12 protein-coding genes are annotated in these 12,867 nt (G+C 44.7%); 6 read left to right on the plus strand and 6 right to left on the minus strand.

Annotated elements, in window-relative coordinates:
* Positions 1-106: 106 nt before the first annotated feature.
* Complete coding sequence (locus RH89_RS19785) at positions 107-571, minus strand: Lrp/AsnC family transcriptional regulator (protein WP_004405777.1); 465 nt, start codon at positions 569-571, stop codon at positions 107-109.
* A gap of 356 nt (positions 572-927) precedes the next feature.
* On the opposite strand from RH89_RS19785, the gene RH89_RS19790 reads away from it, so the two are divergent.
* A complete protein-coding gene (locus RH89_RS19790; RefSeq protein WP_004405780.1) occupies positions 928-1,881 on the plus strand; it encodes a hypothetical protein in 954 nt (317 codons plus the stop codon).
* Between the two features lie 2 nt (positions 1,882-1,883).
* On the opposite strand, the gene RH89_RS19795 is transcribed toward RH89_RS19790, so the two are convergent.
* Positions 1,884-2,612: a DUF1223 domain-containing protein gene (locus RH89_RS19795; RefSeq protein ID WP_004405783.1), complete on the minus strand. Its 729-nt coding sequence runs from the start codon at positions 2,610-2,612 to the stop codon at positions 1,884-1,886.
* Positions 2,613-2,689: 77 nt separating this feature from the next.
* Positions 2,690-3,646 (minus strand): DHH family phosphoesterase, encoded by a 957-nt coding sequence (locus RH89_RS19800; RefSeq protein WP_004405784.1) that lies wholly within the window; start codon positions 3,644-3,646, stop codon positions 2,690-2,692.
* 214 nt (positions 3,647-3,860) lie between these two features.
* Here RH89_RS19800 and RH89_RS19805 point away from each other — a divergent pair, with 214 nt between their 5' ends.
* Entirely contained in the window at positions 3,861-4,220 is a 360-nt protein-coding gene (locus tag RH89_RS19805) for a diacylglycerol kinase (protein ID WP_004405785.1), read from the plus strand.
* A 44-nt stretch (positions 4,221-4,264) separates the two neighbouring features.
* On the opposite strand, the gene RH89_RS19810 is transcribed toward RH89_RS19805, so the two are convergent.
* On the minus strand, positions 4,265-4,483 hold the full coding sequence (locus tag RH89_RS19810) for an alternative ribosome-rescue factor A (protein WP_004405786.1): 219 nt from the start codon (positions 4,481-4,483) through the stop codon (positions 4,265-4,267).
* A 98-nt stretch (positions 4,484-4,581) separates the two neighbouring features.
* Here RH89_RS19810 and RH89_RS19815 point away from each other — a divergent pair, with 98 nt between their 5' ends.
* The 3 genes from RH89_RS19815 (at position 4,582) to RH89_RS19825 (ending at position 10,614) form a co-directional block, all read left to right on the plus strand.
* Positions 4,582-5,355 (plus strand): DUF4344 domain-containing metallopeptidase, encoded by a 774-nt coding sequence (locus RH89_RS19815; RefSeq protein ID WP_004405787.1) that lies wholly within the window; start codon positions 4,582-4,584, stop codon positions 5,353-5,355.
* A gap of 248 nt (positions 5,356-5,603) precedes the next feature.
* The gene (locus RH89_RS19820; protein ID WP_004405791.1) at positions 5,604-7,331 is read left to right on the plus strand and encodes a choice-of-anchor I family protein; all 1,728 of its coding nucleotides are present in this window, start codon (positions 5,604-5,606) and stop codon (positions 7,329-7,331) included.
* A 145-nt stretch (positions 7,332-7,476) separates the two neighbouring features.
* Positions 7,477-10,614: an Ig-like domain-containing protein gene (locus tag RH89_RS19825; protein ID WP_004405792.1), complete on the plus strand. Its 3,138-nt coding sequence runs from the start codon at positions 7,477-7,479 to the stop codon at positions 10,612-10,614.
* A gap of 45 nt (positions 10,615-10,659) precedes the next feature.
* Here RH89_RS19825 and RH89_RS19830 read toward each other — a convergent pair whose 3' ends face one another.
* Both RH89_RS19830 and RH89_RS19835 read right to left on the minus strand, forming a co-directional pair.
* Positions 10,660-10,971, minus strand: coding sequence for a hypothetical protein (locus RH89_RS19830; RefSeq protein WP_004405794.1), 312 nt, complete (start codon positions 10,969-10,971; stop codon positions 10,660-10,662).
* Between the two features lies 1 nt (position 10,972).
* A complete protein-coding gene (locus RH89_RS19835; protein ID WP_004405795.1) occupies positions 10,973-11,932 on the minus strand; it encodes a hypothetical protein in 960 nt (319 codons plus the stop codon).
* 550 nt (positions 11,933-12,482) lie between these two features.
* Here RH89_RS19835 and RH89_RS19840 point away from each other — a divergent pair.
* Positions 12,483-12,860 (plus strand): VOC family protein, encoded by a 378-nt coding sequence (locus tag RH89_RS19840; RefSeq protein ID WP_004405796.1) that lies wholly within the window; start codon positions 12,483-12,485, stop codon positions 12,858-12,860.
* The last annotated feature ends 7 nt before the right edge of the window (positions 12,861-12,867 follow it).

The raw sequence follows: 12,867 nt of genomic DNA on the forward strand, positions 1-12,867 counted from the left end.
AACGAGTTCTATATTGCCATAGGTATTGAGAATTGGAACCCCTTCGCATCACTTTTTTCTCACAAACTCAACCGTTTGCTGATTTTTAAATCAAGGTGGACAGGCTTTAATCGAAAATTTGAATTTTGGTGTCGTACTTGACCATGTTCATTGAGATAAGCGTCGTGAAGTTTTTTACATTTGGGTCGGAATAAAGCAGTTCTTCGCATAGCGCTTCGTAGCTTTCCATGTCTGGCGAGTCAATGAGCAACACAAAGTCCACCTCTCCCGTCACTTTATAACATTCTTTCACTGCAATGCTCTTACGCACCTTATCGATGAACGTGCGATTCATTTCAGGGCGATCCCTCTCCATAAACACTTCGACAACCATATGGATCATAGGTCCAAGTTTGGCATGATTGACCAACGCCACTTCTTTTCTAATGACGCCTTCTTCTTTTAATCGCTTAACTCTTTTAAAACATGCAGGAGCAGAAAGACCGACTTTGTTTGATAGCTCTACATTGGTGATCGAGCTATCTTCTTGTAACTGGCGTAAAATGGCTTTGTCCAGCCTATCTAAAAACATCTTATATTCCCTTCTAAGCTTTAATCCATGTTCTATCTCTTGTGATCAACAATGAAGCATCGTGCAAGCGTTGTTCTGAACAATTCAGGTGTATAACACTTTAGTTTGGCGGCTGTGTACCATTTTAAAGACCCTTATCTATATATGGGATTCAAGCGACAGTTTACGACATCCCTCCCTTGAGTTGGTGTAGATTATGCTAACGGCTATGAATGTTATGCTCACACTCCAGAGAAACAATATTATTAAAAACAGATTAAAAAAGAAATTTATGAAAAATATAGACCTAATTAATTAAAATTATTTTTCGCTTACTCCCTTAAAATGTTGACAGGTCAATCAGTAAGGAAGATTTAATGAAAGCGTTGTGGAATGGCATTGTCGAACTGGGAAAGGATATTCTAAGGGTGTACTGGACTCTGCTGAAGATCATGGTCCCAACCCTTATCGTGGTCAAACTGCTTGATAGTGTCGGTGGTACAGAATGGCTGGCAATCTTGCTCTCACCGTTCATGGAAGCTTTAGGCTTACCACAAGAATGGGGATTGGTCTGGGCTGTCGCCATTCTCACCAATATCTACACAGCAATGGCTGTATTTTACGAAGTCGCTGGTCAGGCAGATTTTACTGGTGCTCAGATTACGGTTTTAGGGCTACTCATTCTGTTCGCACACTCACTCCCTATGGAAGGTGCGGTTGCTAAAGCCGCTGGCGTACCCTGGTGGATGACGATAGTGTTTCGCGTTGGAGGAGGGCTTGTTATCGGCTGGCTGGCGCATTCCGTTTATCAGACAGGGGACTGGCAGCAATCCAATGTTAACCTGTTGTGGCAACCCGAACCTCTCGGTGAAGGCTGGGGCGACTGGGCTATGGAGCAGCTTAAGATGTTGGTCTCCATCTTCTTTATCATTTCTGTTTTGATGATGCTGTTGCAGTTACTTCGTGTGCTTGGCATAGAAAAACTGTTACACCTTTTGCTCGCTCCGTTGATGAAGGGGCTAACCATAGGAAAAGAAGCCACCAACATTACGATTATTGGCATCACATTGGGGCTGAGCTTTGGTGCTGGTCTGCTTATTGATGAAGTAAAACAGGGCAAGGTATCCAAACGCGACACTCTTATCGTGGTCTGTTTTCTTGGGCTTTGCCACAGCATCATTGAGGATACCTTGCTTATTCTGCTTCTCGGCGCAGACATCTACGCCGTATTGTGGGGAAGGCTGATTTTTTCCATCGTTTTGATAGCGATTTGGGCAAGATTATTATCAAAGCCGGATGACACCTACCCTTCCCCTGTTACTCATCCATAAGATTATTGGATGTAACCCGCAACGGTTTGAACTGGCTGACTCTGGTTCCCCTTAGTCAGCCAAACCGCAACAGCATCAGCGTTGTTTGCGACCATGACGTCATTAAAGTTCCACTTTTTCTCAGAGGTAAGCTGGTATTTGTTCAGTACAACAAAGTCATGTTCCAGCTCTCTGCCCCTGTTCTCTCCTGCTGCAATTTTTGTACGTTCATCCATCGCCAGAAGCACAAGATGAGCCGTATACCTTCCATTTTGGTCATAGTTCAGACGGAAATTATCGCCTTCTTTATTCAAAGTAAGGGCACCTCTATCATTAACTTCTCTGGCCGGTAACTGGCTTCTGGAGAAAAAACCGCGCCACTCATTTCCATCGACAACGAAACCCGGTGTATATACCGAACTCAGAGAGCCATACGCGCGATACAATCGTTGGCGTTGGCTGTATGCAGGGTGAGCAAACTCATCTTTCCAGCCTAAGTAGTCCCAGTAGTCGACGTGAAAAGCCACAGGAATAATGTCCTTCCAAAGTTTGGCAGATGATTGGAATTTGCTAAGAAAGCGGTCGGCCGGAGGGCAGCTAGAACACCCTTCGGATGTGAACAGCTCGACAAGTTGAGCTGGCTGCCCTTCATGAGTCCAGGTTTGAGCGACAGCGTTTGACGCAAATAGCGTTGCGCCAGTTGCCGTCATCAGGCTAGCAGAGAGTATTGATGTAAAAACGGTCTTGTTCATGGTCATTGTCCATTTGCAGTAACCATTAAACAGACCAGAAAGAACCGCAGATTATTTCATTGGTTTTGAAGCTGCACCTATGCGTAAAAACTTTCAACCCTTTGGATAAACGCACTCAAAGAATCCGCTGGCAATGCATTGATACCTGCCGCCGCTTCTCGACCTCCACCGGATGGAAATTCACTACAGATTTGCCCTGCACCTTGTTTGTTACTCAAAGGGGCTCTTAGCGAGATCGTAAAAGTGCTATCTGCATTTTGGGTCACGATAGCATGAGCAGAGTCAGGGGTTTGATTCGCTAGATGGTTGCCAAGTACACCACTGATTCTGCCAGACCACGCTTCATTTGGAAGTTGAATAACCGCCAGCTTATCTGACTGATGAACAGGCTTTGCTGCTAATGCGTTCGCAAAGTCTTCTTCATAAGCTGCTTTTAAAACGTGATATGGGGATTCGGCACTATTGATGGCATCAAACGGAGAACTGAATGGCAGTAGCGCTTTGAAAAGATCGGCTGGATGATAGTGAAGATCATCCACTTTAGCGCCATAACCGTTGTAATTTAACAGCGTTCCAAATTCTTTGAGCATTGCTTTCTGCTCATCATTGAGTCCCTGCTCATCTGCCAAAGCATCCGCGGTTGCAATCATATTATCGCCATAAGCTGCAGTGATTGCCCATAACCTGAATTTACCTTCGAGGAGCTTATCTATAATCAGTGCCGTACAGGTATTAGGATCCGTATCGATATGTGCATGCAGATATTCAGACGCAGGTATGTCCCCCGGACGATGATGATCGGCATAGAAAACTTGAGATTGCGCTTCAAGCGCTTTGTGCAAGGCGTCTATGTTCTTTTCCATGGAGATATCGAGCACCGTGACCTGATCGCCATTTTGAGCTTCAAATTTACCAAGCAACTTAATATCACGCTTCACACCTGTTACCAGTTGCGCGTCGCGCGGTTCTTTCAGCCGAAGTTGTAATAGCGCAATAATGCCGTCTGCATCCCCATTAAAGACATCGTAGTTCATCCGTTACTCACCTGTTATTTTTCAGAATCCATTGCCAAAGCGTGTGCTACATAGAGTAAGAAACCACTCATAGCTGTCAATGAAATTAACCCTATGAAAAAAGAATAAAATATTCCGATAACTCTTTATAAACCTCAATTTAATCCAACATAGCACCCAACCTCACTAATCAGGTACAATGCGTTCTTTGTTTTTTGGAAACTGTAGGAAAAAAATGAAACCAGGTGCAACCGGACTGACTCGCGTGGTTCATGCGACTCGATACTCTATGAAAGGGCTACAAGCGGCGTGGAAAAATGAAGCTGCTTTTCGTCAAGAAGTGGTACTTCTAATCTTCCTTAGCACCATGACATTTTTCTTACCTGTTACACCGCTTGAGCAAGTTGCCATGATCAGCGTGGTACTGCTGGTCATTATTGTTGAACTGCTTAACTCCGCGGTAGAAGCGGTGGTGGATCGATTTGGTTCGGAATGGAATGAACTGAGTGGGCGCGCAAAAGACATTGGTTCTGCAGCCGTTTTTGTTGCTCTACTCCTTGCAGGGCTGGTCTGGACAGGCATCTTGTTCCTGTAAGTCATATACCTCACAAAGAAAGAGCCCTATTCAAAAGAAGCGTATTATGCGGCTTGCTTTGAATAGGGCTCTTTGCCTTTATGTTTGTTTTTACGGTTGAAGCTGCCTTTTCCTTTCTTCGCTTTAACAACTCTAGTTCGAAATAGTTCGCTGGTTACTACCGCTTTCAGGGCGTTATCTTGAATCACTCCCCTACCATGTTCATGCTGCAACACTTCAGATTGGTCTGATATTGGCTGCACCTTTTTACCTTTCTTTGCCATAACGGGCTCCTTTGTCTAATTCGACGCAATATTGTATTTCAACAGTTTAAAAGTCAATGCTACTTTTATACTCAAAACTTCCAAAATAAGAGAGCCCCATGAAACGGATCCTTAATGGCAGCCTAATCGCGACCGCTTTTCTTTCAGCATCTGTGTTGGCAAAAAACAATATTGAACTCGTCTACCTAGAACCCAACAGTGAAGACGAAAAAGCCGTCAAGTCGCTACTAGTCTCAAGTGGTGTTAACGAATTAGTTGTCGGCTTCGGAGAAAACTTATTTCCCTTTGATAAACCACTGACCATCGAATACGGCTCAGACGACGGCCCTCTTTTTGACCCTGAATCCAACACCGTCCAAATGCCTTACTTCTTTGTCAGTGAAGCCCAAAATTACTTTGCCAAAAACAGTTATGAGAAAAAGTACGGTAAGAAGGCTGAACAAGGGGCGATAGACACTGTACTCCACACTTTATTGCACGAGCTTGGTCACGCTTACATCGCAGACAAACAGATCCCAGTCTTAGGTAAAGAGGAAGATGCAGTAGACAACCTCGCGACGATTGTGATGATTGAATACGTTGAAAACGGCGCAGACGCGGCTATCAGTGCTGCCGACATGTTTGACTTTGAAACAGAGGGACAGCCCGATCATTACCAATTGGTTGAATACGCAGGCGAACATAGCTTCAACTTACAACGATACTTTCAGACTCTTTGCTTGGTATATGGCAGCGATCCAGAAAAATTCGCCGGATTACTGGATGAAACAGGGAAAGATTACCGGGAAGAAAGAGAAGGCTACTGCGAATACAACTACAACACCATCAGTACGAACTGGCATACGTATTTAGGTGAATTACAAAACAAGTGACAGCGTCACTAAAACATTTTCAATACGGGTAATAAAAGCATCATAAAACCCGCATCAAACTGACATTTTTGTGTCATCAAAGCCGCACAGACTTTAGTGCGGTGAATGATCATATATTTAGGTTCCTTGGTCCTAAGTCATCCACCAGTGAAATTACCACTGACTTTTCAGTCAGTTTAAAAGGCATTGAAGCTTGCGTATTTACGGTTCTCAGTGCTTAAAGTATATGGATATATTGGAATATCAGGATGAAGACCCTATCTCTTTTGGGCGCTTGTAGCGCTTTTTTTGTGTCTGTTGCTTCTCAGGCAAATTCTCTTCAAGTGGATTTAGTCGGACGTTATCAGTCTGGCATTTATGGTGAAGGTGCAACCGAAATAGTCGATTTCGACAAGCGCTCAGGCATGGCTTATGTGGTTAATGGCGCCAAAAACCGAATCGACATTCTTGCTCTGTCTGCATTGTCGTCAACACCATTGAGTAATCCAACCACGGCAAATACCCTTGTCGCTAAATCGCTGCTGCTTCCGCAATCTGTGACACTTGAAAACGGAAAAGTCGTTCCTCTGGGAGGAGCGAACTCAATTTCAATACACGATGATCTTATGGCTGTCGCCGTTGCCAACAAAAACAAACAAGCACCGGGCGTGGTGATTTTCTATCGATTAAAAGACAACGTCTCGCAGTATTTACATGCTGTGGAAGTGGGTGCATTACCTGATATGGTGACGTTTACCCCAGATGGTCGGTCTGCATTGGTTGCAAATGAAGGTGAGCCAAGCAAAAACTACAAAATTGACCCTGAAGGCTCCATTTCTAAGATAAATGTGAAGAACGGTCTGCCTGCACAAAATGCTTCTCACATGACATTCAAAACCTTCGAAAACCAGAAGGCAACACTGATTTCCCAAGGGTTTAAATATGCCAGCCCAGAAGGGACAACATTGGCTCAGGATATTGAGCCAGAATACATCGCTGTCAGCCCAGATAGCCGTTACGCCTGGGTTAGCCTGCAAGAAAATAACGCAGTAGCCAAAATCGACATAGCCGCAGAAAAGATCGTTCAGGTATCTGGTTTAGGGTTAAAAGATTATGGCGAGGCTAAGAATGCTCTGGATGTCAGCGACAAAGACGGCAAGGTAAACATTCGTCTCTGGGAAGGCGTTTATGGCCTGTATCAACCCGATACGATCGCAGCCTATCAGGTTGGAGGTAATGATTACATCGTGACCGCGAATGAAGGAGACGCCAGAGATTACTGGTTTTATGCTGAGAACGAAGCCACGTGCCTTCAGGCAGGAGGAAAAGAGTTTGATGCAGAAGATGGTTGCCTTGGCTACAGCGAAGAAACCCGTGCAGGTAAGCTAAAGCTGGCTCCTAACCACCCTCAAGCCAACCATTTAGCAAAAGCGGAGCTTGGTCGCTTAAAAGTCACAACCGCAATGGGTGACGAAAATGGCGACGGCATTTATGAAAAAGTGGTCGCCTACGGGGGACGATCATTCTCCATTTGGGATGCGAATGGAAAGCAGGTCTTTGACAGCGCAGGAGAGATTGAAAAAGTTGTCGCACAGCGCTACCCGACTATGCTAAATACCAACGAAACCAAAAACAAAATGGACAACCGTTCCGATGATAAAGGCGTGGAGCCAGAAGGATTGGCTCTTGGCAAAATCAATGGGAGAACATACGCGTTTGTCGGGCTTGAGCGAATGGGTGGTTTTGTCATTTATGATATTACTTCCCCAGCCAACTCGACCTTCGTAGATTATGTGGTTAACCGAGATTTCAATGCCAAGTTTGAGATAGATGACGAAGCCGACCCAGTCTCGACCACTGGTCAATATGTCGAAGCCGGTGATTTAGCTCCGGAAGGGTTTAAGTTTATAAACGCAAAAGACAGCCCGACTAACCGCCCACTTCTATTGGTAGCGAACGAAGTCAGTGGCACTTTGTCCGTGTATTCCCTCAAGTAAAACGTTGTCAGCTCCCTTTATGGGAGCTGACATCTTTCCCTAGCTTAATCAAGCATGGCGTTTTGTTTAACGCTTTACACACTAGCCCTGTATTCAATCAAATATAATTTTCAGCCTACTCTAATCCCTTGCTTTTGCTGAAAATATGATTAAAAAGCCTTTAGTTCTATCCGTTTTAATTGCGACTTTATCGGTTGGGTGTGGTGGTGATTCTTCTAGCCCTACAAACGGAACCCCACCCAGTGGAAATAACTCAAAACCCACCCAACCCGACATTCCAGATACTGGAATAAATCAGTTCGAGCAGTTACCTAAGACGTTTAGTAAAACTATTCAGTTCGCTGGTCGACCTTATATGATTGAGCTAGAGAAATTCTCAGTACGACAGAAAAACGCACAGTTCTACGTGTTCAATTCAGATGAATCCAACCAAATCAAGCTGCTTGATTACGTTCCAGAAGTGCGCAGCTACAGAGGTAAAGTGATCGGGCAGCCCGAATCTATGATTGTGGGATATATTGATGGCCAGAATAAATTCTACGGGCGAGTCTTTTATGGGGGGATTAAAAGCTGGGAAATAAAGAACCTGGATGTAGAAACTCAACAAAAAAACACTAAAAGCCAATTGGACGATATGAATCGCTCTCCGTCTGATCTTCAGCTGACCTCCAACAGCCATAAACTGCCCGAGCCTTCATTAACCAGCCCTATTCCGGGAAAAAATGAGTTCTACCTCCAACGAGCTGATATTACCTTCCACGCAACGGAAGACAGCTACACCAAGATTTTTGGAAGCAATCTGGAATCAGCAATTGGCGGAATGGACTACGTAGCAAACCTGCTGGATTATCTTTTTACGCGAGATGCCCTTATCCGTTTTAGTTACCCTGGTGGCTTAATCACGCAAAAATCCGGTTCTGTGCCGCTGGGAGAGCAACAAAGCGCACTACGAAAAGCATTGAAAAGGAAGTTTTCGCTGTTTCACTACTTTACTGGTCCAAGAAATTCTGGCGCGAACGCCGGGCTTACCAGCTTCTGTGAATTCAGCCTGTCAGCATGGTGCACCCTTCATGAAATCGGTCATGCGTTTAACCTGGGTCACAACATTGGTCCTGAAACCAATAGTGTAATGGGAGCTGTGGAACTCATTCCTACTAATGCAATTTCGGTAATGAAGTCCTCTCCTGCCGCAACCAGAGGAACAATTGTTGGTCCGCTGCAATCAAGAATAAGCCCGAATGCCAATATTGATCATCTGGATGTTCATCGAGATGGGAAGTCATCCATTAACGTATTAGAAAACGACTTTGATGCCAATGGCCCCCTCAAAGGTGGGAGCATCAAACTCCATCACGTAGATTCCCGCTCTCATGCCTTTGGTAGCGTTAGTTGGAGTCCGAATGGAGAGGTGGTTTACCAAGCACCAAAAGGTTTTGTGGGAGACGACCACTTTCATTACACCATCATTGATGATTCAGGAATGAAAGATGAGTCAGAGGTTCATGTCAAAGTTATATCCGTCTCCAGAGTCGCCTTTTTCAAGAAGAGTCGATTTAACCAGAGACGCGACTTAGAAACTTACGCGAGAGAAAAATATCGTGTTGATCAGGTTCATAACCTGGCTGGTAAGGAGCAGTATACGTCCCTGCTCCACCGCAATCCTAAGTACCCTAACCTCGGTTTTACCCAGCAAATACTGATGGAGGGCAGTTACGACACGGTCTACGAGAAAAATGACACCATGACTCATAGAGATTATATGCCTCATGAGCTCGCTCCGGGGAAATCAAGCTTCTCTGTCTCCCTAAGGCTCACTCAGGATGGTGATTTCATTTCCCTTGGTGGTGATGGACAGCTTCACAAAACGATTCAGGAGTTGTCATTGGTTGGACAGGGAAAACTGGATGATGGCTATGCGCTCTCCTATTTCAATGGCAATCAACATAGGGTGGTATCGAAAGGTGAACCAGCCAAAGGATTGGGATGGACACTGGTTGGACGACAGTTTTTCACTCAGCAGAATTTCAGTCAACGCCCGCATGAGGTCCACGCATATGCGTCACCCGACGCTGTTGTCGTTAATGATAACAAACCCCACGTGATCACCTGGGTGGTGAACCGAGAATCAAATACCGTCACAACATATGTTGATGGAAACGCCATCCCGATGGCATTGGACAGCGATCCGGCAAGATTCATGGTAGATGTTCCTTTGCCTGAAAACTTTGGAGGTATCTACCCGGGCGGTACGCATTACTGGTATAGTTCGGGGCGAGACTTGCATACCGAGTCTTATGGTCCTTGGTTTATGAGAACAACCAATTCCGACGCTGGCAAAAAGAACCCGAGTATTTGGGAAACATCAACAAAATTTCTTTCAGAGAAAATGGATGTCGATGACGTCCAGATATTTACTTATGCTTTGACTCCAGACCAGGTGAAGCAAATTGCAAGAGGTCTCCACCCAGCCTACACCCATTCTCCTTTTAATGGTCAGGCAGTATTCTTTGACCAACCCATTAATCTTAAATGGGAAAATGAGAACGCGAGTGAATTCAAGCTCACCTATGGTTTTGATCCATCTCTTAACCGCCCCGAATTTTCCAGCCTAATGGGAAGCAAGCGATCAGTCGCGATTAACGTCAATGACGCCCGAGATGCACTTTACTGGCGTATAGATAGCAAAGTAAACGGCACTTGGGTTAATGGTCATGTATGGTCTGTGAGAAATCGTCTTCAAATTGGCAATATGCTTTCTTTGACCTTCACTAACGATGAACTTACGGGGTCTGACTCTCCAGATGCTGGGGCATGGGGCAAAAACGTCTCAAAGAACTTTGGTAATGTCCGCGTATCGGTCAGCAACCAGAAAGAATCAAATGGGCGTTCTACGCTGCTGCTGCGAGGAGATAACGCCAATATTGCGTTTGAAAGTACCAGTGGACGCGAAATCAAACAACTCAGTGTTTCTCTAGGGTCTTACAACCGTGCCAAAGAAGGTGAGCTTGCCGTTCAGTATAAAGTGGGGAGTGAATGGAAAGACATTCGTGTCCTGCATAAAAATGGGGTTCCAACCGGGCAAAACTACAATGGAGACTACTCTGATTTGGCTGGGGTTGGCAATGGAAAAGGTGGACCTGGAAAAAACCGATACGCTCCTGAAAGCACTGATAACTTGAGTACGTATAAAATTATCTATCCATCCGGAGTTTTTGAATCTCGAATCATTGTTCGAGGTCACCCTAACGTTGTAGCTGTGCTTGATCACGTGGTGATCATGTAGTTATTTTTAACCCTGACAAACACTGAAAGCAGAATGAGGTGTTTGTCAGGAAACCACATCCAGTATTTTGTCGATCGCTTCTACAACCTTCTTGGAAATGACCAGCAGTTTTACGTGATCGCTGAGACCCTCTTCGGCTTGTGCCGCAACTTGCTGCTGATCTTTCAATAAGGCAATAGCAGAATCTACATCGCCAGAAACCTTGCCTGTTCGTTCAAACATCCAGCGATCCAAACGCTGAAACAAGGCTTGTTGCTGCTCTCGTATTTCTATTTGCTCTTGTCCTGTAGCCAACTCTGCGGCTTGGTTTAAGGCTTGTAGACTCGCATGTATTTCATCGATTACTTTATCCGTCATCTTATTTTGCCTCGCCTTTGCAGACTAGTTTGCTGTCCTGAACTTCTACGCCTGTTTTACAGCTAGCCAGTAGATTCTTAGTCGTGTTAAATCGCGCGGATACCTCTTTCATTCTTGCCTGCGTTTGAATTAATGTGGCTTTGGAGAAGGTTTCGTTTACCAGGCTCAACGCCAACTCATTGTGTGTCGACTTAAAGGTATCAATCGCCTGTAGTGTTTGCTCGACCAATAAAGGGGTTGCTGCCATGGTTTCCCATTGTTCATACAAACGCTCTATTTCTTCCCGGCTTTTGTTGAGGGGTAATTGTCGAATGTCTGCACGACGGTTGAAGTCTTGTATTTCTTCGCTCAAAACGTACGAACGTGAGAGGTAAATGGCTGTGCCTATCTGATTTTTCTTGATTAGCTCCATTAGGGAGTCACTCAGTTCAGAAATAGCTGGATCTGATGAAACGATGATGCTCTTCAGCACCCTCTGCTTTTTCTCTTCACTGTATCCACTCGCCAATGTCGCCATCGCACTTTGAATCAGACCAGCTTCCTGCTCTGACGGTTTCAGCCCATTCCAGCTCGAAGATTCAGCTGCTTGATAAAAGTTGAATGCTGCGAGGCTTACGTCTGCTTCATTGCTGGCTATAGCTAGTCGATGTAAGGCGTTCGCGTATTCTCTCAGAGCATTAGAAATACCAAGAATTGGAGATGAATCGGGTAACTGGAATTCCGCTAAAGGTTCAAACTCTGAAGATTTGAGGTTTGCATTAGAAGAGCCACTGTATTTTGCCGCAAGCAGAGTTAAATCCCGATGTAGTTTCGCGTCGTTATACTCATTAACAACACCTGATACGTGTTCAAGCATGTTTGATGCAGATTGGCTGAAATCCGCGACTTCTGTATCGGGAACGTGAGAACAACCACCGACAACAGCCAACGAAAGTACAGCTAAAAAGTGTTTATTTAACATCCATTTATTTTCTTTCACATCATGTGTTATTCACATGGTCGCATGTTTGAGAGGGCCAATTTGAGAGGAGCTGCACAAATTTTGTGATACGCAATTTCTACAAACCCGATGAATTGTTTTAAAAATTTCAAAGAGTTATACAAATATCACTGCACATGATTGGCTATTATATTGATTAACATCTGATTAATGAGATTCTTACTTCGGTCATAAAATTATGCTAAAACATTGTCTTGCTGCTATACCCAAGTGACCTCAAGATACGGGATTCAGAGCCTCATATTCTGTTTCAGTTCAAGAAAAAGAACGCAGCGGAATGACCAGTCCTTTCCAAGTTCTTTGACGAAGAAATGGGACAGAATATGGGCTCCCAAGGGCGAGTTTAACTGGCTTTCATACTGCGTTACCGATTCTTGATTTAGAGCCACTAGATCTTCAAATCGGTGTCTTGTCTGAAAACCAGTTAATTCTCGCTGAACCTAGTATCTTGAGGTCACTTGGGTATAAAGCTCGCCATACCGCGAGCGGACAATATGGAAGGAATCTAGAAATGTCTGTCGATCGACTGATGACCACGCTTTGCACCCATAATTTGCTTGCGTCTAAAACGTTTTATCAAGAGCTATTTGGCTTTGAAATCGGATTTGAAAGTGAATGGTTTATTCAATTGATTCACCCAAAAAGCAAAGTTGAGCTGGGTTTGATCGTCGCAGGGCATGAACTAGTTCCTCCCAGATATCAGGGAGCTGCGAGTGGCTTATTTGTTACTTTGGTGGTTGAAGACGTAGAAGGCGTGTTCAAGACTGCTGAACAGCACAACTACGTTGTACTGCAAACGCCGGAGCCCACATTTTATGGGCAGAAACGCTTACTACTAGAAGACCCTGCCGGGGTTTTAGTTGACGTTTCGACCCCACTCCCAATTTAAGCGAGCT

Origin of the sequence: Vibrio nigripulchritudo ATCC 27043 (assembly GCF_000222685.1) — a bacterium.
In the GTDB taxonomy this organism is placed as follows: Bacteria; Pseudomonadota; Gammaproteobacteria; order Enterobacterales; family Vibrionaceae; genus Vibrio; species Vibrio nigripulchritudo.